This is a genomic window from Pseudomonas sp. GW822-FHT03F04 (assembly GCF_058801405.1).
On the sequence record NZ_JBXANF010000003.1, the window covers coordinates 444,201 to 468,825 of the forward strand.

Here is a 24,625-nt window from a genome sequence, read left to right on the forward strand (position 1 = left end):
AACCCGTCCACAAAATCCCGCCTGACCCTGTCGAATTAAACGCCTGTTGTGCATAAGCCCCCAAGCAAAAGGACATAACCGCCGAATCACGGACGCCGGCAACCGAAAATTGCGCCTGCCCACCACCCTTGCTATACAGGCTCACACCGTGCCGGCAGCGCACGCACGAACAAGAAGAACCTGACCGACAGGGAGCGACCGTGACGTTCATCTCTTACGCACAGAATTTCGAAGACATCCGCCTGTGGCGCGCCCTCAAGTTCTTTGAAAACGGCTTCTACATCGATGTCGGCGCCAACGATCCGACCCACGACTCGGTCACCAAGGCGTTCTACGATCGCGGCTGGAGCGGCATCAACGTCGAGCCGATGCAGAACTTCCACGACGCCCTGTGCGAACAACGCCCGCGCGACACGACCTTGCAATGCATCGCCAGTGATAAGCCCGGTGAAGTGACCTTCTACGGCATTCCCGGGACCGGCCTGTCCACCGCCGACCCCGTCACCGCCCAGGAGCGCCGCGATCTCGGCCTCGATGTGCGCAGCCTCACTGTCCAGGCCCGGACCCTGACCTCGATTTGCGAAGAACACGCCAGCGGCCGCGAAATCCATTTCCTGAAAATCGACGTCGAAGGCCACGAGGAAACCGTGCTGCGCGGCATGGACTTCAGCCGCTTCCGTCCATGGATCATCCTCATCGAAACTCCGTTCGAACGCGACCACACCTGGGAACACCTGGTCACCGACGCCGGCTACACCAACGTTTGCTTCGACGGCCTCAACAGCTATTTCCTGGCCGACGAACACCTGAATCTGAAACCGGCCTTTGACATGGCGCCCTGCCAACTCGACAACTTCCAGCTATGCCTCGGCCACCCCTTCGCCCACCCCGTCAGCCCCGGCGAAGCCGACGCCTTGGCGCAAATCAGCGCCGCTCTGCAACGCGCCGAACACGCCGAAGCCCAACTGCGCGCCATCCAGAACAACCGCGCCTGGCGAGCGATCCAGAAACTGCGCAACGTCCTGCGTCGGGCTTGATCGGAGCCCGCGCAAAAATAGTCTGAATTCAGGGGTTTACAGAAGCAACCGAGTCGCTATAATCGTCGCCCACACGCCGGTATAGCTCAGATGGTAGAGCAACTGACTTGTAATCAGTAGGTCCCGGGTTCGATTCCTGGTGCCGGCACCATACAAAACGAAGCCCCTGCAGAAATGCAGGGGCTTTGTTGTTTCTGGAGTGTCCAAATTTCGTCTACATCTCCGATCATCAGTAATCGTGTTGCCAGTTTTAATCGGAACAATCCATAGACTGATCACTTCAAGCCGGTTGCAGATTCCTGAGCACCTTCATGGATGTCACGCTTGCCGAATGGCCATAACGGCGCTTGTACTGCTCGGCATCGAGTGCATTGATGGGTGCTCTTATCCGGCAATCCCAGCGTGGTCGCAAATGCAACCCGCTGCTTCCGTTTGAATACGATGATCCGTTTCGGGGAGAATGTTGGTCGCTCAAATGCCACCAGGCCAAGGATCTCAAATGGAAGTCACACAAATCGCTGCGCTTATCGTCAATCGGCTTGACGAAATGGGCACTGACATTCAGAGACAGTGGAACAATCCCGAGGGCACCCACACTCGCCACTTCTTCGTTGACGACCTGCTCACGGACGAAATGGCCGAGGCGATTTATGAGGCGTTCCCGCGTAATGCTGATGGGTTCTTTGACCGCCAGTCGTTCCGGGAGAAGAAAAAAACGCTGACCAATCTCTCCGACTATCCGCAGATCCTGAGCGCCGTGACCTACGCAATGCAGCACGAATCTGTTGTGGCCAAGGTTGCACAACTGGTCGGGATGGATGATGTCGTGCCGGACCCAAGCCTGTACGCCGGCGGTCTGTCGATGATGTTCCAAGGCGACTTTCTGAACCCTCACATCGACAACAGCCACGACGGCACACGCAACCTGTACCGCCGCCTGAATCTGCTCTATTACGTGTCGCCCAACTGGGCGCTTGAAAATGGCGGCAACTTTGAGCTGTGGGATCCGAAGGTCAAGCAGCAGAAAACGATCGTGTCCAAGTGCAATCGCCTGGTGGTGATGGAAACCAACAAATACTCCTGGCACTCCGTGAGCGGTGTTCGCGCCGAAATGCCTCGGTGCTGTGTTTCCAACTATTACTTCTCGGCAACTTCGCCGGATGATCACGAATACTTTCACGTAACGTCGTTCAGTGGCCGCCCGGAAGAAACAGGTCGTCGCCTGCTGGGTATTGTGGACAACAGCCTTCGTAATGTGGTCTCGAAAGCGCTGCGAGTGGGACGAGGAACGAAGCTGATCAACAAAAAGGATCAAAATGATTGAGCCGAATTTCAGCGATCCATTCGGTATCAGATTGATTCTGCAATCCTGGTTTCATTGACAGGCGTAAGAAAAACAAGCCCCCCCCCTGCGGCTTGATCCTATCGTTCACAATTTTGTATGGATGCAGCTGACCGAAGCCTCGGCCAGCCGCATCAGGTCAGTCAGTTGCACCCGATCGACACGCCGACGGTCAGTGCCCGGCGCTCTGCCCGCCATCCACATGCAGAATCTCACCCGTCACAAACGCCGCGTTATCCAGATACACCACGGCCTGCGCGATATCGTCGACCTCGCCCATGTGCCCAACCGGGTGCAAAGCCCCCAGTGCCGCGTGGGTTTCCTCGCCATGCATCGGCGTCTTGATGATGCCAGGCGACACCGCGTTCACCCGGATCCCGCGTTTGGCGTATTCGATGGCCAGTGATTTGGTGGCGGCGTTGAGGCCGCCCTTGGTCAGTGAGGCGAGGACCGAGGGCACGCCGTCGACCGCGTGGTCGGTCAGGCTGGTGGTGATGTTGACCACGTGGCCCTTGCCCTGTTTTTCCATTTCGGCGATGGCCAGTTGGGTGATGTAGAAGAAGCCGTTGAGGTTGACCGACAGCACCGCCGCGTAGTCTTCCGGGGTGTAGGCGGTGAACGGTTTGGCGACGAAGATGCCGGCGTTGTTGACCAGGGTGTCGATGCGGCCAAAGCGCGCCACACCTTCGCTGATCACACGCTGAGCGGTGGCAGGATCGCCTATGTCGCCGGCGATGGTCAGGATCTGCGGGTCGTTCGACGGTTTGATCGAGCGCGAGGTGGCGACGATGTTGTAGCCCAGTTCACGGAAGGCCTTGACCATGCCTTCGCCCAGACCTTGGGAGGCGCCAGTGATGACGACGGTTTTTTTCGAATGGCTCATGATGAAATCCTCAACAGGTTGATGGTGACCGAAAAGACAGTGAGTGCGGTCATGACTGATTCCGTTCCGCCAGTTGTCGGCGGTATTCGGTGGTGGTGATGCCGGCGTAACCCCAGTTATCGGTGTCGACTTCTTCGATCACGATGTGGGTCAGGTCCGGGCGTTTGTTGAGGACGCGTTCCAGGGTTTCGGTGATTTCGGCGATCACCTGAGCTTTCTGCTCGCGGGTAACACCGTCACGGGTGATGCGTACGCTGACAAATGGCATGACGATTACTCCAGTGACCTGGCCTCGGGATGATGGTCAGGTGTTGGAGCTCAATTTAGGCGTGTGCCGGTGGGGGAAAAAGTAGGGGTGGGGTACTTCATTTGTGAGGTGGTGTAATGAATTGATACGCCGATGTCGCTACCGCTTACCCATTGAAGTCGTAGGTTGACACATCAGATTCAGTGGCCGAGAATCGGCACCAAGAGCGCGAAACCGACTGCCATCAGGTGGCGATAGTCGGCGTTAGGAACCCCGTTGATGACCTGAAAATCAGCGTTCGGGTGAGACCTCTTCTCCCCTGCTTGAGGGAGCACAATATCAAGCAACTTTTTCGTGAAGGGCAGCCTGTTAAGGCTGCCCTTTTTGTTTGGGTCATCGGTAACGTTGAAACAGCAGCTCTCCATGCCGATGCTTGTTCAGCCCCTTTTTGTCACAGTTCATGAACTTCCAGAGTACGTTGCCATGATCGACATGGATCACGACCAGCATCTGGTATTTCGTGTTGTAGGCACCGATATATGAGAGCCGGAAAGAGTCGTCATCGTAGGAAATCTTCCAGATTTCTAACGGCTTTTTCAGGGTGTCCTCCGCGAAGTCTGTGAAGCGCTCCCGAGCATTCGGACGTTTTTCCACAATGTGCAACAAGTGCTCGCGCCTCACCAGAACTGGGCAAATGGGTGTCTCAATCACTTTTGAATTGAGGCCGTCCTGAAGTCCGAAGCCTTCGGCAACTTGCTCCCATGCAGCCTCCAGACTCTCGGCGCCCGGACGTTCTCTGATCGCAGAAGTCAGCAACTCGGGATCAATGTCCCGAATGTCCGGTAAACCAAGATCCTTCCAGTTCTTTTGTTCAGGTAACGCCCTGCTCCCAGGCACACTCATTGGCATCTTCTCGCTAGCTTCGCGGATGCCGGCATTGCCTGGATATCCAATGGCCTCGGACTGAAAAAGTCCCGAAATTAACTACCTGATATTTCAGCTACTTGTGCTGCGGTAATAAATCAGCCCGTTCTTGTCTTTCAATAGGACGCTTCCGGCATCAACGCTGAACAGCGCGAGATGGCTGTACGAAATTGTCCCAGCCGCTGTAACCCAACCGCACAAAAAAAGTGCCCGACTCCTTCGAGTCGGGCACTTTTTTTGACCCCAATCACCCCCACGTCACCAAAAACCCCGATCCTGTGTCAGCCTCCAGCCATCGGCAGGGACATCAATTCGCTACTAATTGCGCGACAACTATGCTCAGGTGCAGGAATATAGCCGGCAAATGGAGCCGTTCAGGCCGTCACGTACACAACAATACCCAGCCCACTTCAGAGGGCATTACCCATGGATAGCAGAACCTTACGCAACCTCATGCGCATCGTGCAGACCGGCTCGTTGTCGGCCGCAGCCGAGCATTCGTGCCTGACTGTGCAGGCCCTGGCCGCGCAGTTGAACAAGGTCGAAGAACAGTTCGGTTTCCGCTTGTTTCGCCGTTCCAACAAAGGGCTGACGCTGACGCCGCAAGGCACGGAGCTGACGCCCTATATGGACCGAGTGCTGATAGCCACGCGGCAGATGGAAGAGAAAGTCGAGGCGTTGAAGGTGCCGGGACAGCGCACGTTGAAAGTGGCGCTGAACACCACGCTGGACCCGGATTTCAACCGACGATTGATCGGACGCCTGATCGACGTGTTTCCCGACTACCAGATGGAATTCAGCTACGCCGAGTCGATGGAAAACCTCAGCAAGCTGAAGAACGAGGACTTCGACCTCGCGGTGTTGATCGGCCCGCAGCGTCCGGGTTTGCCGAGCATTGTCCTGCCTGAAGTGCAGGTGCAAGTGGTCGGCGCGCATTGCGGTCAGGAAAACGATCCGCTGACGTTGCTCGGCAACAAGTTTCAGGTGCGTCCGGCAGAGGATTGTCCGTATTCCCACAGCTTTTTGCGTTTTCTCGACGCCGGGCTGGGTAATCACGAGAACAGCCAACGGACGATTTATTCCTGCAGCGAAACGCTGACCCTGTCGCTCATCACGCAGATGGACGCGGTCGGCATGGTCTCCCGCGAGGCCGCACAGAAGAACGGCCTGACGATTTTCCCCGGGTTCGAGGATTTCCTCGAAGTGCGCCTGGCGGTGAACAACCCGGATCTGTCCGGCCAGGCGTTGAACGATGTGGTCGATCTGCCGCTACATGAACGAGCCGAGCGCAATGTACGCAGCCGTCCCAACCGCCACACTGAGAAAGAGGTTTTTGCTGAAATACGCACATAACAGCGTCGGAATCGCTGCATAGAATTCCGGGCGATCGAGCTGTATGTGCTGATCCTTGATCAACAAGGGAGTCAGGCTGATCGCAGCGACGATCGCCACCGGCAGGTATTCCAGCGCCCGGGCGATGAAGGGCGGCCAGTGCTCGGTGTTGACCTGCAACGGCAAGGCACGCGGCAGGAAGGTCACGGCCATCATCAGCGCGACCACCAGAATCAGGAACGTTTGGTCAGGCATACACCCACTCCGCAGCCCACAAACGTGGCGATGAAAACGTTGAATGGCGAGCTGCCGACCAGGCTCAGTGCGCCCATGCAGACCACAGCGGCCAGTGCGGCGATGAGTTTGTTGCGGGTGTTGCACAGCGAGACCAGCACGTAGAGCATCATCGCGGTCAGCGCATAGTCGAGCTGGTATTTGATCAGATGCGACGCGTACTGCGCGCACAGGGCGCCGAGCAATCCGCCGATCACCCAGGAGGTGTGGCAGAACAGGTTGAAGCCGATCAGATAACGGATGTTCACCGGCACCCCGGTGCCGAGCTTGACGCTGTGGAAGGCGAACGACTCATCGGTCAGGCCGCCGGCGTAGCACCAGCGCTCCATGCGGCTCAGGCCCAGCGCCCGCAGGGCCTTCGCCATGTACACCGACATCAGCATGTGCCGCGCATTGATCAGAAACGTGGTCAGCACGATGGTGGTCAGTGACGCCCCGCTGCTGATCAGCGCCAGCGCCGCGAATTGCGAAGCCCCGGCATACACGAACAGACACATGGCCACCGGCAGCCACAGCGGCAGCCCGGCGTTGACCGCCATCAGCCCGAACACGAACGACACGGTGAAATAACCGGCCACCACCGGGCTGGCTTCGGCAAAAGTGCGCGACGGCTGACGGTCGACCATCAGCGGCGCACTGCCGGATGTTTCATTCATAGATCCCTCTCAAATGTCCGCTCGCCGTGTGGTTCGCAAAAACCCTGGGCAGTCCAGAAACGCTTGCCCGCGAGGTTAGCATCATCGACGAACAGGAACATCCGCAGCACACCGACCCGTTTCATGTCGGCCGACGCCGCTTCCACCAGCCGCTGGCCGACGCCCTGGCTGCGATAGCGCGCGCTGACCGCCAGATGGTTGATCGTGCCGCGACTGCCCAGCATGCCGCCCAGCACCGCGCCGACGATCTCGCCTTCGACATCGAAGGCCAGATACGCCGTGGTGGTTTTCTGGATCAGCACACCGCGCAGGCATTTGGCGTCCTGCCATTCGCAGAACGACACTTCGTCGAACTGGCGGAAGAAGCGCTCCATGCGCTGCGCATCCTTGGCCGTCGCGCGCCGCAGCACCACCGGCGTCGAGCATTCGACGCCGTCAATTTGAGTGATCTGATTAGCGAACAATGTCGAAAGCGGTCCCGGGCCGCGAGAAGGAAATCGCCAGAATCTGCCGGTACGCCATGGCATGGGAGTGGGTATTGCGTGCCGGTGTCACGTAGTGGCGCATGTCGCGGTCGAGGAAGTAAGTGGTGTCGAGGATTTCCAGGTAAGTGGTCGACGCCAGTTGCTGCTCGTGAATGTCGTACAGACGGCTTTCGGCGCCCTCGACATTGTTGCGGCCCCAGAAGTGCACACCGCTGAACGGGTAACCGTCGCAATGAATGCCTTCCGGCGTGATTTCCAGTTGTTTGCCGGGTTTGATCTCGATGCGGATCTGATGGATCTGGCATTGCCAGATTTCATCGTGCAGCTCTTCCGGCAACACGCTTTTGTACACTTCGAAATCGGTGTCGATCAGGCTGCGCATCACCGGCGAACTGATGACTTCATCAGAGAAGTCCTGGAAGTGCCGTACAACGCCGCCCACGTAAGCATTGTTTTCCTTGGACTGCACGTACGCGCGATGTTCCAGTTGCTTCAGTTCGCGTGTCTTGGGGTTGTACTCAAAGTCGCTGTAACGACGGTAACGCATGCCGGCTTCGGCCTGACCGTAGTAACTGTCAGGCTCCATGTTTTCCCAACTTTTGGTCAGTCTGACGAAGTCGGCGAAATGACCGTAGAGATTGAAGTCAGCACCCTGCACATTGGCGTACTTGTCACGCCGTAGCGATTCGCCCACTTCTCTGGTTAAAACGATCATTACCAAATTCTCCGCTGCATTGAGCGGCCTAATCTATTAGGTGGAGAATTTGCGTCCATGAGAAAGAATTTCAGGCATTTAAAGCCCTGTTTGAAACGCGATTTGAAACGCCTTCAAAGTGCGTTTCAAATGACAAAAACACGGGTTTTTATGCTTTTTTTTCAAAAAACGTCAAAAAAAAACCCCGAACCAGTCGGGGTTTTTTATGGCGTTTCGCAGCCTTAACCGATCATCAGAAGATGTTGATCGGGTAATCCACGAACACACGCAGCTCGTTGCCGCTGACGTTGTATTCGCTGGATTTCTGCGAAACACGCAGGATCGAGCTGCGCAGTTTCACGCTCAGGTCTTTGGCCGGGCCACTTTGCACGACGTACTTGAACTGGTTGAAGATTTCGCGCTCGGTGCCGCCTTCGCTGGTGGACGTGGTGATGTTATCGCCACGCACGTACGCGAAGTTGTAGCTCAGACCCGGTACGCCGAATGCGCCGAAGTCCAGGCCGTAGCCCAACTGCCAGCTGCGCTCGTCTTCAGCGTTGAAGTCCGACCAGTAGGAGTTGGCCAGGTAGATGGTGTTGCCACCGTCACCCACGCGACCTTGACCTTTCTGGTAGCCGCCATAGGCGTAACCCAGGTTGCTGTCGCCGGTGGAACGCTGGTGTGCCACGGTGAACGAGTGCGGACCGGTAGCGAAGGTCGCTGCCAGGCTCCAGATCTTGTTGTCGTCGCCGGTCACACCGTTTTCGCGGACATAGGAGTTGTCCAGCTTGGTGCGGTAACCGTTGAAGTCCAGGGTCAGGGACTGATCCTTGTCGATCGGGAACACGTAGTTGGCGTTCACGTATTGCTTCTTCAGCACGTCTTCGACGTCGGAAGCGTACAGCGCTGCCTTGAACTGTTCGGTGAACTGGTAGCTACCGCCCAACACGTTGATCGACTTCAGACCACCGCTGTCACGGCCTTCAGCGCTTTTACGCGATTCGGCGGTGAAACGACCGGCATCCAGTTGCAGACCTTTGATCTCTTTGGAAGTGATCAAGGTACCGGTGTAGCTTTCCGGCAGCAGGCGCGAGTTGTCGTAGTTCAGCACCGGCAGGGCCGGCATCTGGTCACCGTAAGTCAGGGTGGTGTTGGACAGGCGGAATTTCACCGCTGCGCCGCCCTTGGACAGGTCGTTGGCCGGGTGGCCGCTGTCGCCCTTCTTGAAGAAGTCGATACCTTGGGCGCCGCTGCGATCTTCGCTGCGCTCCAGGTTCAGGGCGTACAGGCCGAATGCGTCAACGCCGACACCGACAGTACCTTGGGTGAAACCGGACGAGAACGTACCGATGGCCGCCTGGCCCCACTCGGATTTGTCCTTGTTGCCGTCTTTGTAGTCACGATTGATGTAGGCATTGCGCAGCAGCACTTTGAGGCTGCTGTCTTCAACAAAACCCTTGGACTCGGCCTGGTCGTTAGCCATGGCCTGAGTGGCGCTCAACATCCCCAATGCGATCAGACTGATCCGCTTGTTCAACATTTTGTTTTCCTTATTACGGGTTGAAACGCGCTGTGTCGAACGGCTGAAACGGCGCTAATGCACTCTTTTTTCACCCCGAAACAAAAAGGCCCGCCCACGACAAAGTCGTGGCGGGCCTTCTTATTATTTTTGAGTCATGGCGGTTGGCCACAGGCGTTGGGCCGAATCGTAGCCGCGCCCTGAACAATGTGTCAATTTCAAGAATCGTCTTTAAATAGGCAAAAATCGTCTAAAAAAAGTAAATTTTTCGATGGCTGCGTGCAGGGAAACGCCTGTAATCAGGGATTTTGATGCCGTCTCACGCGCAACCGTCGAGGCCGCAAACCGGCAAGGTTTGCGCCGATGGTGCCGAAGGAATCGACTCGCTCAACCACTGTGCAAAGGCCTGCGGTTTGCCGAGCCACGGGCCGATATCGATCAGGGTGAACTGCCCGTCCTGTTCCAGCGCAAAGGTCGGAAAGCCTTGGCCACCGAGTTTCGCCAACAATGCGCGGCTGTTCTTTATGTGTTGATCGGTGTCAGTCGCTTTGAGGGTTTTGAGGAACGTATCCGCCTCGTAGCCCATCTCTGCCGCGCACTCCACGAGCACGGCTTCATCGGCAATTCGCCGGCCTTCTACATAGTGTGCGGTTTGCAAACGGCCAAGCAGTTCCAGGCCACGCTCATCGATGCTTTCTGCTGCCATGACAGCAGCAATCGGTGGCGCGGAATCAAAAACCGCCGTGTGATCGCGCAACAGACCTTCGAAATAGGCTTCGCCGAACGGCTGTCCGGTGTATTCGGCGATGCGTCGGTCGTGAGGCATCACGTAATTGCGCAGTTGCGGTGAAACACTCTGGCGGTTGGCACCGGTCATCATGCCGCCCGCGTGGGCGATCACCGGCAGCACTTGTTGTGCGGCTTGTACCAGCGGTTTGGCGCCATAGCACCAGCCGCACAGAGGGTCGTAGATGTAATGAAGCGTCATCGGAAAGCTCCGGCAAGAAGGTGGGAAAAACGATGTCGCCACCTTAATCCTCTGGTCGTTGCGGAAAAACGCCGGAATGGCTTTCAGTCTGTTTCGGCAATCGGTCGAATGGGGTCGTTGTCAGTCTTGTAACAGTCTTGAAAAAGACCTGAAACAAAATGAAACAATCAAACAACGGAACCTTTCAGGAATAATTAACGGAAGTAAATGCAAAGCATTACCATTCGCGCACTCGAATTCTTCCACCCTTCCGGATGCGCTTTTCAATGCCTGCCCCGTTCCGTCTCACGCCCGTCACGCTTGGGCTTTCTGCCTTTTTGTCCTCTGGTTTCGCTTACTCCGCGACCGAACTTCCCGCCACTTCGATCAGTGCTGAAGCGCAGGCCGACGACCCGCGCGTAAAGGTCAGCAACACCGCAACCCGCACGTCCACCCCCGTGCGCTACGTGCCGCAGGCGATCGATTCGATCAAGACCGCCAACGTCGCGGATTACGGCGTCAATGACATCGAAGATGCCCTGAGCGGGATTCCCAACGTCAGCGGCGGAGGCGACACGCGCTTCGACAGCCTACGCATCCGTGGTTTCGACGCCAGCAACGACTTCTACCTGGACGGCATCCGCGACGACAGCCAGTACAAGCGCGATCTGCACAACATCGAACGCGTCGAAGTACTCAAGGGCCCCGCCGCCGTGCTGTACGGCCGTGGTAGCCAGGGCGGGATCGTCAACCGGGTGAGCAAGGCGCCCGAGTTCGGCCGCCGCTCGACCATTGAGGCCCAGGGCGGCAGCGAGGATCTGCGCAGTCTGTACGCCGACCTCAGCGCCGACCCGAGCGAGAACATCAGCCTGCGTCTGAACATGGGCAACATGGACGAGAACAGCTTCCGCGACGGTGTCAGCGGCAACCGCAAACTGTTTGCGCCGTCGATGAGCTGGCAGCTCACGCCTGACCTGAACTGGCTGGTGCAATACGAATACAGCCGCTACAACCGCACGCCGGATCGCGGCATTCCCGGGGTCGGTGGACGTCCGGCGGATGTCGGCCGGGACACGACCTACGGCAACGATCACGACTTCATCGACGACAAGACGCAGTCCCTGCGCTCGAAACTGAGCTATGAAATCAACGACAACTGGCAACTGCGCCACACGCTCGGTGTGTTCAAGCTCGACAGCGATTTCGACAACACCTACCTCACCGGCTTCGATGCGAAGACCAACAAGGTCACCCGCCAGCATTGGCAACAGGACCTGACCACCCGCAACGTGTTCAACAACGTCGAACTGGAAGGCGGCTTCGATACCTTCGGCCTCGAACATCGACTGCTGACCGGGATCGAAACCGGCAGCCAGCGCCGCGACCCGACCCTGTACAACGCGGCCACCGGTCGTGGCACCCAACCGGTGCCGTCGCTGGATCTGTACAACCCGGATCGCAGCCAGCGCCACACCGGGCGCATGCAGGTGTCGAGCAGCAGCCACACCGAAGTCGAAAGCCGCGCGATCTATGTTCAGGATCAACTGCGCCTGAACGATGAATGGCAACTGCTGGCCGGTCTGCGCTACGACACTTTCGATATCGAGTCGACCAATAAACTGCGCAACATCTCCGAGGACCGCGACAGCCACAGCACCAGTCCGCGTTTCGGCGTGGTCTGGACGCCGCTGCAGAATCACTCGTTCTACGCTTCATGGACCAAGACGTTTTCGCCGGTTGGCGGCGGTCTGATCGGTATCACCCCCGGTGCAGCCGGCAACACCAACGACTTGAGTCCGGAGCTGACCAAGCAAAAGGAAATCGGCGTCAAGAGCGACTGGCTCGACGATCGCCTGAGCACCACCCTCGCCGTCTACGAGCTGGAACTCTACAACCGCCGCACCACCGACCCGGTCGATCCGACGCTGACCGTGATGAGCGGTTTGCAGCGCTCGCGCGGGATCGAACTGACCGGTACTGGCAAGATCGTCGGCAACTGGTACGTGCGCGGTGGCGTTGGTGTGCAGGACGCGACCATCGAGAAGGACAACAACGGCCTGGAAGGCAAACGCGTCAACAACGTCGCCAAGCACAACGGCAGCCTGTTCCTGACCTGGAAACCGGAGATGGGCTGGTACGGCGAAACCGGTCTGACCCTGGTCGGTCAGCGTTACGCCGACAACGCCAACACCACCGTGTTGCCGGGCTACGGTCGCTGGGACGCCCTGGTCGGCTACCGCCACAAGGACTGGGACTTGCGCGCAGCGCTGAACAACATCACCGACCGCGAGTATTACTCGTCGGCCACCAGCGCCTTCCAGATCCAGCCAGGCGCACCACGCAGCCTGGTCATGACCGGCACCTACAGCTTCTGATTCACGCCCATAAAAAAAGCGCTGCCATCCCGGCAGCGCTTTTTACAATCCTTGTCTGTTCTTCTTATCCTTCCATCACATCCCACAATGCGTCCAGTTCGGCCTCGCTGAACAGGCCAGCGGGGTAACGCTCGATCATCATCCGGCGCGGATCAGGTTCCCTGATCTGACGCGTTCCATTGGATTTCAACCAGTGCGCGACAATCTGGAGCGACTCACTATTTACAGCCATGGGATGCAACGTCCGCTCGCTGATTACGTTCACTTCGGCGTTCATTTCAGCGCTCTCTCCCCGTTCGTGAGCGGCTACGTTATCCAAGGTTTATGACAGAACTGTTGAAGTTCTCCCCCCTCCCTAGTGCGTCATGAGCGATACAAGAGCTATGCCAATGTGTTGAAAATACCGACAGGCGGATATAAAGAAACCCGCAGTCCTGACGGGCTGCGGGTTTCTCTTCAAGCGTGGGCAACAAATGACTGCCCGGTCGATTTTTCAATCAACTCAAGCTGTTACATCCGCACTCACTCTTTGTGCGGCGCGGGTTGCTGTTGGGTAAGGCAGTGAATGTTGCCGCCACCCAGTAACAGTTCACGACCCGGCACCATCACCACTTCGTGTTGCGGGAACAGGTTCTGCAGGATTTCGCGGGCCGGGGCGTCCATTGGATCGTCGAAACTCGGTGCGATGATGCCGCCGTTGACGATCAGGAAGTTCACGTAGGACCCGGCCAGACGCACGCTCGGGTTGCGCTCCTGAGTGCCGTCCACCGGGTCCACGCCCGCGCATTCTTCTTCGGTGGCAAACAGCGGCCCCGGAATCGGCATCTTGTGCACCGTGAACGGGCGGCCCTTGGCGTCGGTGCTGCTTTCCAGCACTTTCATCGCAGCCTGGCAGCGCGGGTAGTTCGGATCCTGCGGATCGTCGGTCCACGCCAGCAGCACTTCGCCCGGACGCACGTAGCAGCAGAAGTTATCCACATGGCCGTCGGTTTCGTCGTTGAACAGGCCATCCGGCAGCCAGATGATCTTGTCCACCGACAGGTTTTCGCTGAGCACCGCTTCGATTTCTTCGCGGCCCAGGTGCGGGTTGCGATTGCGGTTGAGCAGGCACTCTTCGGTGGTGATCAGGGTGCCTTCGCCGTCGACGTGAATCGAGCCGCCTTCAAGCACGAAACCTTCAGTGCGGTAGCGTGGGCTGCGTTCGATCTCGAGGATCTTGCCGCCAACCTGAGAATCACGGTTCCACGGCGAATACAGGCCGCCATCAAAGCCGCCCCAGGCGTTGAAGTCCCAGTTCACACCGCGCACTTCGCCGCTGTTGTTGATCACGAAGGTCGGACCGCTGTCGCGGACCCAGGCGTCATCGCTGGACATCTCGACCACACGGATATTCGGTACATCGAGGCGAGCGCGAGCGTTTTCGTACTGGCCGGCGGACACTGCCACGGTCACCGGTTCAAAACGCGCGATGGCCTTGGCCACGGCGGCGTGAGCGGCCTGCGCGGGCTTGCCGCCCAGACGCCAGTTGTCCGGACGCTCGGGCCAGATCATCCAGGTCTGGGTTTGCGGCGCCCATTCGGCCGGCATGTGGAAGCCATCGGCGCGTGGGGTACTTTTCAAGGTGGTCATGTCGATCAGGACTCCAGGGAACGGTCGAGGGTGTTCAACGCGCCGAACAGGTTTGGACGACGGACTATGGCGACTTTATAAACGATAAATATCGACTTTAAAAGCTAAAAACAAATGATCGCTTTTGAATCTACCGATTAATGCCGATACAAATCGGCATTAATCGGCCTATCACAGGCTCAGAGGCCTTCTTCCAGCACCTTCGACAGCATGTCGACAAAGAAATCCACGCTCTGACGCGAAGTGACCATCGGCGGTTTGATCTTGAGGATATTCAGGTCATCGCCGGTCGGCTGCATGAAGATCCCCAGCTCTCGCAGGCGATCGCACAGCAACGTGGTTTCTTCGGTTGCCGGCTCCAGGGTCTGCCGATTGCGGATCAGTTCGACCCCCAGATAGAACCCCGAGCCATGCACCGCACCGACCAGCGGATGTTTATCGATCAATGCCTCCAGCCGCTGCTTGAAGTGCCCGCCGACCACCTGGGCGTTTTCCCAGAGTTTTTCTTCTTCCATCACATCGAGCACGGCCATGCCGATCTGGCAACTCACCGGACTGCCGCCCGCGGACGAGAAGAAGTAACCCTCGGCTTCCAGCGCTTCGGCGATTTCCCGGCGGGTGATCACGGCGCCCAGTGGCTGGCCGTTGCCCATGCCCTTGGCCATGGTGATGATGTCCGGCACCACGCCTTGCTCTTCGAAGCCCCAGAAGAAGTGGCCCATGCGCCCGTAACCGACCTGCACCTCGTCGGCGATGCACACGCCGCCCCGGGCGCGCACCAATTCATAGACTTTTTTCAGATAGCCCGGCGGCAGCGAGATCCCGCCCGCATTGCCGTAGACCGGCTCGCAGATGAACCCGGCCAGTTGCCGCTTCTGCTCGTCGATTTTGGCCAGGTTGTGTTCGACGCTGCGCACGTAGTCCGGCGCCGAATCGAGGCCTCGGAATTCGCCACGATAGATATTCGGCGCAGTCACCGGGTGCACCCAGTCCGGACGACTGCTCAGGGCCTGCGGGTTGTCGGCAATCGAGGTCGACACTGCATCCGCGCCGACCGTCCAGCCGTGATAGGCCTCCAGCACACTGAGCATGTCGCGCCCGCCGCTGTAGGCCCACGCCAGACGGATCGCCAGATCATTGGCCTCGCTGCCGCTGTTGACCAGGAACACCCGGTCCATGCCTTCCGGCGCCAGCTTCAGCAAGCGTTCGGAAAACTCGGCAACCGCCGCATAGTTGAAACGCGAGTTGGTATTGAGCAGTGACCATTGCCGGCTCGCGACCGCTGCCATGCGCGGATGACCGTGCCCGAGCACCGCGACGTTATTGAGCATGTCGAGGTAGGAGCGGCCCTGCATGTCGATCAGGTGATTGCGCCAGCCGCGCTCGATGCGCGGCGGGTCGACGTAATAATGTTTCTGGGTGCGGGCGAAACTGGCATCACGGCGCGCCAGCAGGGTTTTCGCATCCAGCTCCGGCTCCGCGTCGCAGGCCAGGCCCAGCAGCGCCGCTGGCGATGGGGACAGCGCCTGCCACGCCGGCGCGCGGGTCGGCGTGCAGAACAGCGGTGCCTCCAGGTGCGCATCGCGAACCAGTTGCACAATCAGCGGACCGTCCACCGAACCCAGCACCTGGCCTTTGACCAGCGCCGCGCCGCTGTGCAGCGACGGCGTCACGCCCCACAGGCGCACGCACAGTTGCGGGCCATCGAGTCGCAGCGCGCCGTCAGCCGACAGATGCAGAACGCCCGCAAACGGCGCTTCCACCGTCGTACCCTGAGGTACGCGCAACTCAACGTGCAGCGGGAATGTTTCTGGCTCCTCGGCACTGTCAGGCCGGGTACGAGACAGACGGTATTGCCCGTATCGACTGGCGGCCAGACCGTGGATGGCGGCGGCCTCGTTCAACAGACGTTGATCAATGCCCGATTGCTCCCAATTGCCCGCCTCGAAGTGCGCGCTCAACACACCCAGATCAATCAGCGCGAACTCGCGCCCGACCAGACCGGGCAACAACGGCGCGAAGCCTTCACTGTCGATGGCCGGCAACGTCCGCCCGACCGCCGAGAGAATCGCCGCCTCCATCAGCGCCAGCGGCACCGAAGTGGCGACCCGGAAGATTTCCCATTCATGGGTGAGGTTGTCGCGGCTGTAGGTATTGCCCGGATCAATGCTGACCTGTTGCTCGCCACTGAGCACCAGCACCGCCGCGCGCGCCACGATCAGCGGCCACAACGCCTGCAATTCTTCGTGTTGCAACGGATTGACCGCGTGGTAGGCCTGCACTGCCAGCAGGATCACGAACGGATCGCCCCCGGCGTGATGCAGCAACGCCGCGCAGGTGACCGACAGATCAGTGATACGCCAGGTGCGCACCAGATCACCGAAATCGATGACGCCCTGTAACTGCCAGTGTCGCCGGGCATCACGCTGCCAGACCACGTTGTCGTCGGTGATATCCATGTGGATCGCCTGCACCGGCAGCTTTTCCAGCAACGGTTGCAGACGGCGACCAGCCTGTTCGGCGGCCTCGGCGATCAGTGCGCGCTGGCGCTGATCCTCGATCACCGGCAGCAGGTGCTCGATCAGGGCACTGGCGTGGCGCGCATCCCATTGCAACGTGCGCGCGAGCCCCGGATGGTCGAACCCGGCCAGGGCCAGGTCCATTTCACCGCAGAGCCGGCCGAATCCGGCGACGACTTCGTGGCCAAGATGATCGAGCGCCGTCAGCGGCTGGCCTTCGATGTAATCGAGCAACCGCACATGCACCGCTTCACCGCCGATCTCCAGCGACAACAGGTCCTGGCCGTCATTGGCCGGGATGACCCGGGGAACATGGACATCGCAGTGTTCGGCCAAATATTTCAGGCCAGCGTGCTGGGCCTGCAACTCCACCAGCGAATAGTCGCCCCGGCAGATTTTCAGCACGAATCGCCCGCGCTCGCTGTCCACGCGATAGTTGAGGTCCTGCTGGCTACCCAGTGCCTGCAACGTGCCGTTCAGCCCGTAATGCTGCGCCAGAACCTGCAACGCCTGCTCCGCAGTGACCTGTGGGCCTGGCAGACTGGCGCGATGAATCAACGTGGCGAACGACATGGAACGACCCCTGAAATTTTATTAGGCGCCTATATCGCCATTGCTTTGGACGATTCGCAACCCCTGCTCCGTCGGACGGGATCGCAAGTTCGGGCGAAATGTTTCAGACCACTCGCGCCCACCGGCACTTTGCGCAAGAATGTCGACCATTCACACCTCTCACTGGAAAAAACTCATGAATGTAATCGCTACCGATCTGCCCGGCGTTCTGATCATCGAACCCAAGGTGTTTGGTGACGAGCGTGGTTTCTTTTACGAAAGCTTTAATGCCAAGGCTTTTCAGGAAGCGACCGGTCTGGATACGCAATTCGTCCAGGACAACCATTCGCGCTCGCAGAAAGGCGTGCTGCGCGGCCTGCATTACCAACTGGAAAACACTCAGGGCAAACTGGTCCGTGTCACCGTTGGTGAAGTGCTCGACGTGGCGGTAGATATCCGCCGCAGCTCGCCGAACTTCGGCAAATGGGTTGCTGTACGGCTGTCGGCCGAAAACCACCGCCAACTCTGGGTACCGGAAGGCTTCGCCCATGGCTTCGTGGTGTTGAGCGAATTCGCCGAGTTCCTCTACAAGACCACCAACTACTACACCCCGTCCGCGGAGCGCAGCATTCGCTGGAACGACCCGGATCTGGGCATCGACTGGCAGTTGGACGAAGAACCGAAACTGTCGGCCAAGGATCAGGCGGGTGCACTCCTCAAGGACGCCGACGTCTTTTCCTGAATGCCTGTGTGAAACTTCAGCGCTGCTGTGCACCCGACAACGGGTGCGCAGACTGCGACTGCAAGCCTAGGCATAATGCGCCTGTATCCACAGGCGCTCGATGCTCATGACTCCGACCCTTCCCCGCCGCCCCCGCTGGCGCAGCCTCGCCCTGCTGGCCCTGTGCCTGGCCCCGCTGCTGTGGCCGCTGGAGCATCTCGCCGAGCGTTACTACCGCAGTGAGCTGGCTGGCCAGAACCGCCAGACCCTCGACCTCTACGTCGCCAACCTGCTGGGCACTCTGCATCGTTACGAAGTGCTGCCACAGATCCTCGGCGATCTGCCGGCCCTGCGCGCGGTCGTCGGCGCGCCGGACGACGGTGTCACCCAGGGCAATGCCAACCGCCTGCTGAAGAACATCGCTTCCCAGACCGGCGCCGAAGTCATGTACCTGATGGACACCACTGGCCGAACGCTGGCGGCGTCGAACTGGGACAAGCACGACAGTTTCGTCGGGCGCAATTTCTCGTTCCGGCCTTACTTCAGCGAAGCCATGGCCGGACGCCTGGGCCGCTTCTTCGGCCTTGGCACCACCTCCGCCAAACGCGGCTATTTCTTCGCGGCGGCCGTGCGCAATGGCGAGAAAATCATCGGTGTGCTGGTGATCAAGGTCGACCTCGACCACACCGAAAGCCTGTGGGGCAAAACCCCGGAACAACTGCTGGTGACCGATCACAACGGCGTGGTCATTCTCACCTCGCGCCCGGAATGGCGCTTCCGCTCCACCCGTCCATTGAGTAACGACGAACGCTCAGCAATCACCGCGATCCAGCCGTACCCGACTCGCGAGCCGCGGCCATTGAACCTCAGCCCGACCGCCTGGCTGACCCAGACCCGGGACATCGAAGAAACCGGCTGGAGCGTCAGCATTCTTGCGCCGCGCACCCTGATCGATCGTCCGGTGCGCACCGTGGTGGCCGTCGGCGGCGCCACGTTGCTGGTGGTCATGCTGTTGCTCGGGCTGATGATGCAGCGCCGCCGCCATTACCTGGAACGGATCGCTTTCGAAGCCAAGGCAAGACGGGAACTCGAAGGCCGGGTCGCCGAGCGCACCAGCGATCTGGAAGGACTCAACCGGCGCCTGAAACAGGAAGTGCTGGAGCGTGAACAGGCTCAGCAGGAACTGGTGCGGGCCCAGGACGACCTGGTACAGGCCGGCAAACTGTCAGCGCTCGGGACGATGTCGGCGAGCATCAGCCACGAACTCAACCAGCCGCTGGCGGCGATCCGCAGTTACGCGGAAAACGCCGAGGTGCTGCTTGACCATCAGCGCACCGACGACGCTCGTGGCAACCTCAAGTTGATCAGCGAACTGACCGGGCGCATGGCGTCGATCATCGCTCACCTGCGCGCCTTCGCCCGCCGCGATCGCCACGCCCCGGAAAGCGTGGCCCTGCAACCGGCACTGGACGATGCATTGGCGCTGCTGGCCAAACGTCGCCGGAGCATGGACGTCGAGCTGATCCGCGACCTGCCCGCCGCAACCTTGTGGGTTGAAGCCGGGGAAACCCGTCTGCGCCAGGTCCTCGGCAACCTGCTGGCCAACGCCCTCGATGCCCTGACCGAGAAAGGCCCGCCGCGCAAATTGTGGCTGAGTGCCGAATCCACCGGCGAGGGCGTCAATCTGTACATTCGCGACAACGGCCCGGGGTTCTGCATGGAAGCGCTGGGCCGCGCCAGCGAACCGTTTTACACCACCAAGACCCGCACACAGGGGCTTGGTCTGGGGTTGGCCATCTGCGAAACCCTGATGCGCGCCTTCGGCGGTGAACTGTCGTTCGCCAACCACAAGCAAGGTGGCGCCTTGATCACCCTGCGGCTGCGCGCCGGCGCGCCCGGGGTCAGCCTGCAACCGTCCGAGGATCGAAGTGCATGACCATCGACAACCGCATTCAGGTGGTGCTGATCGACGACGATCCGCACCTGCGTCAGGCCCTGGGCCAGACGCTGGATCTGGCCGGCCTGAAAATCCTCCCGCTGTCCGAAGCCAAGGGCCTGGCCGCCCAACTGGAGCGTGACTGGCCGGGTGTGGTGGTCAGTGACATCCGCATGCCCGGCATGGACGGTCTTGAGTTATTGAGCGAACTGCACGCACAGGACCCTGAGCTGCCCGTGCTACTGATCACCGGCCACGGCGACGTGCCGCTGGCCGTACAAGCCATGCGCGCCGGCGCCTACGACTTCCTCGAAAAACCGTTCGCCAGTGACGCCCTGCTCGACAGTGTGCGCCGCGCATTGGCCCTGCGGCGTCTGGTGCTGGACAACCGCAGCCTGCGCATGGCCCTGAGCGACCGCAACGAACTGAGCGCGCGACTGGTCGGCCAGTCGGCGCCGATGGCGCGCCTGCGCGAGCAGATCGGCGCACTGGCCGCGACCAAGGCCGACGTCTTGATCCTCGGCGAAACCGGTGCCGGCAAAGAAGTTGTCGCCCGCGCATTGCACGACCTGTCGAGCCGGCGCAACGGCCCGTTCGTGGCGATCAACGCCGGGGCACTGGCCGAGTCGGTGGTCGAAAGCGAGCTGTTCGGCCATGAGCCCGGCGCGTTCACTGGTGCGCAAAAGCGCCGGATCGGCAAGTTCGAATTCGCCAATGGCGGCACGCTGTTCCTCGATGAAATCGAGAGCATGAGCATGGACGTGCAGGTCAAACTGCTGCGCATGCTGCAGGAGCGAGTCGTCGAACGGCTGGGCGGCAATCAGTTGATCCCGTTGGACATCCGCGTCATCGCCGCCACCAAGGAAGACCTGCGCCAGGCCGCCGATCAAGGGCGGTTCCGGGCCGACTTGTATTACCGCCTCAATGTAGCGCCACTACGTATCCCGCCATTGCGCGAACGGGGCGAAGACGCGCTGGTGCTGTTCCAGCACTATGCCGACGAAGCCAGCGCCCGCCACGGTTTGCCGCCTCATGAACTGCAACCGGCGCAACGGGCATTGCTGCTGCGTCACTCATGGCCGGGAAATGTGCGGGAATTGCAGAACGCGGCAGAGCGTTTCGCCCTTGGCCTGGAGCTGGCGCTGGACAACACTCAGCCTGACGGCAGCAGCACCGCCATCGAGGTCACCAGCGGTGGCCTCAGTGAACAGGTGGAGAATTTCGAGAAGTCATTGATCGCCGCCGAGCTGGCCCGCTCGCACAGCTCGGTACGCAGTCTCGCCGAAGCCTTGGGCATTCCGCGCAAGACTCTGCACGACAAACTGCGCAAGCACGGTCTGAATTTCGCCGACAGCAGCAGCCATGGAGACGAATCCGAATGAATCGCGACAGCCGCTATCTGGAATCCGTCCTCCATCACGACATTCCGCTGACCCGGGACATGGGCCTTAAGGTGCTCGACTGGCAGGAACAGCAACTACGCCTGCATTTGCCGCTGGAAGCCAACGTCAACCACAAGAGCACCATGTTCGGCGGCAGTCTGTATTGCGGCGCGGTGCTGGCCGGCTGGGGCTGGCTGCACTTGCGTTTGAAAGAAGAAGGCATCACCGACGGACACATCGTGATCCAGGAAGGACAGATCAGTTATCCGCTGCCGGTAACCGGCGATGCCAACGCCATCTGCGCGGCGCCGAATGCGGCCGTGTGGAAGAAGTTTCTGACGATGTATCAGCGCTACGGGCGGGCGCGATTGACGCTGCATACGCGAGTGGTCAATGCGGGGAGCGATGAGGATGCGGTGACCTTCAGCGGGCAGTACGTTCTGCACCGCTGAAGGCTGAGCGTTCCCGAGTCCGGGAACGCGCTTACGAACGGGCCAGTTCCAGCAACTTCGAACGCCACGCCGCTTTCGCCGGCAGCGCCAGAAAGAACGCGTTGCGCAATGATTCCCGCGGTGGATAACAGAACGCATCACCGTTCAAATCCAGCACCTCGCCACCGGCACCTTCCAGAACGCCCTGCGCCGCCGCTGTGTCCCACTGGGACGTCGGCGCCAGTCGCGGATAACAATCCGCCGCACCTTCGGCCACCAGACAGAACTTCAGCGAACTGCCGATATTGGCCAATTGCAACTCGCCAAGGCTTGCGCTCAAACCGGCCAGCAAGCGTTCCTGTTCCGGGCTCGAATGACGGCGGCTGGCAACCACAGTGAAGGCTTCGCCAGGCCCCGGCACGTCACGAACCTGAATCGCCACCGGCGTGCCGCCCGTGTCGCCACGCCAGGCACCGAGCCCGGCACCGCCAACGTAGTAACGCCCATTGGTCGGCATCGATACCACGCCAAAGACCACCCGGCCATTTTCGATCAGGGCAATGTTGACGGTGAACTCTTCGCTGCCGCTGATGAATTCCTTGGTGCCATCCAGCGGATCCACCAGCCACCAGCGCTGCCAGCCGGCACGCACGCTTTGCGGGATGTTGGCGTCCTCTTCGGACAACACCGGGATGCTCGGATCCAGGGCGGTCAGGCCGGCGACGATCACATGGTGCGCGGCGATATCCGCAGCGGTCACCGGCGAATCATCGGACTTGGCGGTCACCGCCACATCGGCGCGCCAGAACGGCAGAATCGCCTCGCCGGCCCGCAGCGCCAGTTCAACCACCGGCGCCATCAACGGATGGGAAAAACTCATAGACATCTCACTCATGACTGGAAAAAACCGCGCTGGGTCAGCAGATCGCGGGCCAGGTACAACGCCGCCAAGGCACGACCTTCGGAAAACTGCGGATTTTGCGCCAATGAAGAGAGATCCCGCAGGTTGACCTTGTCCACCCGCATCGGCTCCGGCTCGTCGCCTTCCAGTCGCTCCTCATACAGATCGCTGGCAAGCACCACCTGGATTTTCTGGCTCATATAGCCGGGGGACAACGACAACTCGGTCAGGTGTTCCAATTGCCGGGCACCAAAGCCCGCCTCTTCCTTGAGCTCACGTTCGGCCGCCGCCAGCACATCCTCGCCCGGCTCGATCAAGCCTTTGGGCAGGGACAGCTCGTACTCGTCGGTACCGCCGCAGTATTCCTCGACCAGCACTGCGTGCTCGGCATCGAGCATGGCCACAATCATCACCGCGCCGTAACCGGCGCCCTTGCCCACCAGCCGCTCGTAGGTGCGCTCCACGCCGTTGGAAAAGCGCAGTTTCAGCTCTTCCACGCAGAACAGACGACTGGTGGCGACGATTTCGCGGGCAAGTACGGTTGGTTTCTGGCGCATGCAAAGCTCCTTGGCGTGAACGCGCTACTATAACGCGGCTTTTCCGATTGTTTGCGTCGGATATCTTTCTACCGTTCGAGACGTTGCCATGCCTTCATTACCGTGGTCCGACATCGATACCGTTCTGCTCGACATGGACGGCACGCTGCTGGATCTGCACTTCGACAACCACTTCTGGCTGGAACACTTGCCGCAGCGCTACGCCGAACTGCATGGCGTGAGCCGGGCCATGGCGGAAATGGAATTGCAGCCGTTGTTCGAACGTCATGCCGGTCAATTGCAGTGGTATTGCCTGGACTTCTGGAGCACGGAATTGAAGCTGTCGGTGCGCGAGCTGAAGCTGGAAACTGCCCACCTGATTGCCCTGCGCCCGGACGCCGACACTTTTCTGGCCGCGATCAAGCGGGCCGGTAAACGCGTGGTGATGATCACCAACGCGCACCGCGATTCGCTGTCGCTGAAACTGGAACGGGTTGAACTGGCGCCGTACTTCGAGCGGCTGATCAGCTCCCACGATTACGGTTTTCCCAAGGAGAACCCGCAGTTCTGGGATGCCTTGCAGGCCGATATCGGTTTTGACCCGGCGCGCAGCCTGTTCATCGACGACACCCTGCCGATCCTGCGCAGTGCACGGGACTTTGGTGTGGCACATCTGTTGGCCGTAAAGGAGCCGGACAGTCGCAAGGGGCCGAAGGACACGGCGGAGTTTGTGGCCGTCGAAGATTATCGGGACTTGATAGCAGGACTCTGAACGTTGCAGGAGCTGCCAGAGGCAGCTCCTGCAAGTCTGTTGTTACTCAGGAATACGCAGCGTCTGCCCCGGATAGATCTTGTTCACGTCCTTGAGCAGCGGCTTGTTGGCCTCGAAAATCTTGTTGTACTGGTTGGCATTGCCATACACCGCCAGGGAAATCGCGCTGAGGGTGTCGCCCTTTTTCACCACCACGAAACGTGCGGCAGCCACTACCGGCCCAGTGACCGTGATCTGGTCATCGACACTGCCGACGCCTTCGATATTGCCCACCGCCAGCAGAATCTTTTCTTTCTCTTCCTGGCTCGCCACCTCGCCGGTGACCGTCACCTTGTCGCCATCCACCGTCGCCTGAACATTCGGGTTACCCAACCCGACCTTGCTGATGTGTTCCTTCAATTGCTCGCTGGCATTGGCGTTGCCAGGGGTCAACAGGTCGATCAGCTTCTCACCGGCCTCTTTTACAAAGCTCAAAAGACTCATAGCGCACA

The 24,625-nt window shown here is 59.8% G+C and carries 24 protein-coding genes and 1 tRNA gene; 10 read left to right on the plus strand and 15 right to left on the minus strand.

Annotated features, from left to right (window positions below):
- Positions 1 to 200: 200 nt before the first annotated feature.
- The 3 genes from AC1RMX_RS08645 (at position 201) to AC1RMX_RS08655 (ending at position 2,361) form a co-directional block, all read left to right on the plus strand.
- The gene (locus tag AC1RMX_RS08645) at positions 201 to 1,037 is read left to right on the plus strand and encodes an FkbM family methyltransferase (protein ID WP_493071464.1); all 837 of its coding nucleotides are present in this window, start codon (positions 201 to 203) and stop codon (positions 1,035 to 1,037) included.
- A gap of 75 nt (positions 1,038 to 1,112) precedes the next feature.
- Positions 1,113 to 1,188, plus strand: a tRNA-Thr gene (locus AC1RMX_RS08650).
- A gap of 348 nt (positions 1,189 to 1,536) precedes the next feature.
- Complete coding sequence (locus tag AC1RMX_RS08655; RefSeq protein ID WP_493071466.1) at positions 1,537 to 2,361, plus strand: 2OG-Fe(II) oxygenase; 825 nt, start codon at positions 1,537 to 1,539, stop codon at positions 2,359 to 2,361.
- Positions 2,362 to 2,551: 190 nt separating this feature from the next.
- On the opposite strand, the gene AC1RMX_RS08660 is transcribed toward AC1RMX_RS08655, so the two are convergent.
- From AC1RMX_RS08660 to AC1RMX_RS08670, 3 genes are all read right to left on the minus strand, one after another.
- The gene (locus tag AC1RMX_RS08660; protein WP_096821934.1) at positions 2,552 to 3,262 is read right to left on the minus strand and encodes an SDR family NAD(P)-dependent oxidoreductase; all 711 of its coding nucleotides are present in this window, start codon (positions 3,260 to 3,262) and stop codon (positions 2,552 to 2,554) included.
- 49 nt (positions 3,263 to 3,311) lie between these two features.
- Positions 3,312 to 3,530, minus strand: a complete 219-nt coding sequence (locus tag AC1RMX_RS08665; protein WP_065257763.1) for a tautomerase family protein — start codon at positions 3,528 to 3,530, stop codon at positions 3,312 to 3,314.
- A 372-nt stretch (positions 3,531 to 3,902) separates the two neighbouring features.
- A complete protein-coding gene (locus tag AC1RMX_RS08670) occupies positions 3,903 to 4,412 on the minus strand; it encodes a PBECR2 nuclease fold domain-containing protein (RefSeq protein WP_493071468.1) in 510 nt (169 codons plus the stop codon).
- 447 nt (positions 4,413 to 4,859) lie between these two features.
- Here AC1RMX_RS08670 and AC1RMX_RS08675 point away from each other — a divergent pair, with 447 nt between their 5' ends.
- The gene (locus AC1RMX_RS08675) at positions 4,860 to 5,786 is read left to right on the plus strand and encodes a LysR family transcriptional regulator (RefSeq protein WP_085712740.1); all 927 of its coding nucleotides are present in this window, start codon (positions 4,860 to 4,862) and stop codon (positions 5,784 to 5,786) included.
- Here the strand turns inward: AC1RMX_RS08675 and AC1RMX_RS08680 are convergent.
- The 6 genes from AC1RMX_RS08680 to AC1RMX_RS08705 form a co-directional block, all read right to left on the minus strand.
- Positions 5,703 to 6,020, minus strand: coding sequence for an AzlD domain-containing protein (locus AC1RMX_RS08680; protein WP_007909127.1), 318 nt, complete (start codon positions 6,018 to 6,020; stop codon positions 5,703 to 5,705). The two genes, AC1RMX_RS08675 and AC1RMX_RS08680, sit on opposite strands and share 84 nt — an antisense overlap.
- Complete coding sequence (locus AC1RMX_RS08685; RefSeq protein WP_192559507.1) at positions 5,999 to 6,715, minus strand: AzlC family ABC transporter permease; 717 nt, start codon at positions 6,713 to 6,715, stop codon at positions 5,999 to 6,001. The genes AC1RMX_RS08680 and AC1RMX_RS08685 overlap by 22 nt, the downstream gene beginning before the upstream one ends.
- Positions 6,712 to 7,089 carry a GNAT family N-acetyltransferase gene (locus AC1RMX_RS08690; RefSeq protein WP_096821986.1) on the minus strand — a complete coding sequence of 126 codons (378 nt, stop codon included), beginning with the start codon at positions 7,087 to 7,089 and terminating at the stop codon, positions 6,712 to 6,714. Before AC1RMX_RS08690 ends, AC1RMX_RS08685 begins: the two co-directional genes overlap by 4 nt.
- 79 nt (positions 7,090 to 7,168) lie before the next feature.
- On the minus strand, positions 7,169 to 7,915 hold the full coding sequence (locus AC1RMX_RS08695) for a 2OG-Fe dioxygenase family protein (protein ID WP_096821932.1): 747 nt from the start codon (positions 7,913 to 7,915) through the stop codon (positions 7,169 to 7,171).
- Between the two features lie 232 nt (positions 7,916 to 8,147).
- Positions 8,148 to 9,434, minus strand: a complete 1,287-nt coding sequence (locus AC1RMX_RS08700; RefSeq protein WP_096821931.1) for an OprD family porin — start codon at positions 9,432 to 9,434, stop codon at positions 8,148 to 8,150.
- Between the two features lie 298 nt (positions 9,435 to 9,732).
- Complete coding sequence (locus AC1RMX_RS08705; protein WP_096821930.1) at positions 9,733 to 10,401, minus strand: DsbA family protein; 669 nt, start codon at positions 10,399 to 10,401, stop codon at positions 9,733 to 9,735.
- 266 nt (positions 10,402 to 10,667) lie between these two features.
- Here AC1RMX_RS08705 and AC1RMX_RS08710 point away from each other — a divergent pair, with 266 nt between their 5' ends.
- Positions 10,668 to 12,755 carry a TonB-dependent receptor gene (locus tag AC1RMX_RS08710; protein ID WP_096821929.1) on the plus strand — a complete coding sequence of 696 codons (2,088 nt, stop codon included), beginning with the start codon at positions 10,668 to 10,670 and terminating at the stop codon, positions 12,753 to 12,755.
- 64 nt (positions 12,756 to 12,819) lie between these two features.
- Here the strand turns inward: AC1RMX_RS08710 and AC1RMX_RS08715 are convergent, their stop codons facing one another.
- From AC1RMX_RS08715 to AC1RMX_RS08725, 3 genes are all read right to left on the minus strand, one after another.
- Positions 12,820 to 13,032: a hypothetical protein gene (locus AC1RMX_RS08715; RefSeq protein WP_065257771.1), complete on the minus strand. Its 213-nt coding sequence runs from the start codon at positions 13,030 to 13,032 to the stop codon at positions 12,820 to 12,822.
- A 245-nt stretch (positions 13,033 to 13,277) separates the two neighbouring features.
- On the minus strand, positions 13,278 to 14,384 hold the full coding sequence (gene aguA / locus AC1RMX_RS08720) for an agmatine deiminase (RefSeq protein ID WP_096821928.1): 1,107 nt from the start codon (positions 14,382 to 14,384) through the stop codon (positions 13,278 to 13,280).
- A gap of 179 nt (positions 14,385 to 14,563) precedes the next feature.
- A complete protein-coding gene (locus AC1RMX_RS08725; RefSeq protein WP_493071472.1) occupies positions 14,564 to 17,476 on the minus strand; it encodes an aminotransferase in 2,913 nt (970 codons plus the stop codon).
- 175 nt (positions 17,477 to 17,651) lie between these two features.
- Here AC1RMX_RS08725 and rfbC point away from each other — a divergent pair, with 175 nt between their 5' ends.
- The 4 genes from rfbC (at position 17,652) to AC1RMX_RS08745 (ending at position 21,946) form a co-directional block, all read left to right on the plus strand.
- On the plus strand, positions 17,652 to 18,197 hold the full coding sequence (gene rfbC, locus AC1RMX_RS08730; protein WP_096821926.1) for a dTDP-4-dehydrorhamnose 3,5-epimerase: 546 nt from the start codon (positions 17,652 to 17,654) through the stop codon (positions 18,195 to 18,197).
- A 106-nt stretch (positions 18,198 to 18,303) separates the two neighbouring features.
- Positions 18,304 to 20,112 (plus strand): sensor histidine kinase, encoded by a 1,809-nt coding sequence (locus AC1RMX_RS08735; protein WP_096821985.1) that lies wholly within the window; start codon positions 18,304 to 18,306, stop codon positions 20,110 to 20,112.
- Positions 20,109 to 21,494, plus strand: coding sequence for a sigma-54-dependent transcriptional regulator (locus AC1RMX_RS08740; RefSeq protein ID WP_102620613.1), 1,386 nt, complete (start codon positions 20,109 to 20,111; stop codon positions 21,492 to 21,494). The genes AC1RMX_RS08735 and AC1RMX_RS08740 overlap by 4 nt, the downstream gene beginning before the upstream one ends.
- On the plus strand, positions 21,491 to 21,946 hold the full coding sequence (locus AC1RMX_RS08745; protein ID WP_102620612.1) for a YiiD C-terminal domain-containing protein: 456 nt from the start codon (positions 21,491 to 21,493) through the stop codon (positions 21,944 to 21,946). The genes AC1RMX_RS08740 and AC1RMX_RS08745 overlap by 4 nt, the downstream gene beginning before the upstream one ends.
- Before the next feature lie 31 nt (positions 21,947 to 21,977).
- Here the strand turns inward: AC1RMX_RS08745 and cysQ are convergent, their stop codons facing one another.
- On the minus strand, positions 21,978 to 22,811 hold the full coding sequence (gene cysQ / locus AC1RMX_RS08750) for a 3'(2'),5'-bisphosphate nucleotidase CysQ (protein WP_096821923.1): 834 nt from the start codon (positions 22,809 to 22,811) through the stop codon (positions 21,978 to 21,980).
- A gap of 5 nt (positions 22,812 to 22,816) precedes the next feature.
- Positions 22,817 to 23,383 carry an ADP compounds hydrolase NudE gene (gene nudE / locus AC1RMX_RS08755; protein WP_065257777.1) on the minus strand — a complete coding sequence of 189 codons (567 nt, stop codon included), beginning with the start codon at positions 23,381 to 23,383 and terminating at the stop codon, positions 22,817 to 22,819.
- A gap of 88 nt (positions 23,384 to 23,471) precedes the next feature.
- On the opposite strand from nudE, the gene yrfG reads away from it, so the two are divergent.
- The gene (gene yrfG / locus AC1RMX_RS08760) at positions 23,472 to 24,134 is read left to right on the plus strand and encodes a GMP/IMP nucleotidase (RefSeq protein WP_102620610.1); all 663 of its coding nucleotides are present in this window, start codon (positions 23,472 to 23,474) and stop codon (positions 24,132 to 24,134) included.
- Between the two features lie 42 nt (positions 24,135 to 24,176).
- Here the strand turns inward: yrfG and lysM are convergent, their stop codons facing one another.
- Entirely contained in the window at positions 24,177 to 24,617 is a 441-nt protein-coding gene (gene lysM / locus AC1RMX_RS08765) for a peptidoglycan-binding protein LysM (protein WP_008080501.1), read from the minus strand.
- Between the last annotated feature and the right edge of the window lie 8 nt (positions 24,618 to 24,625).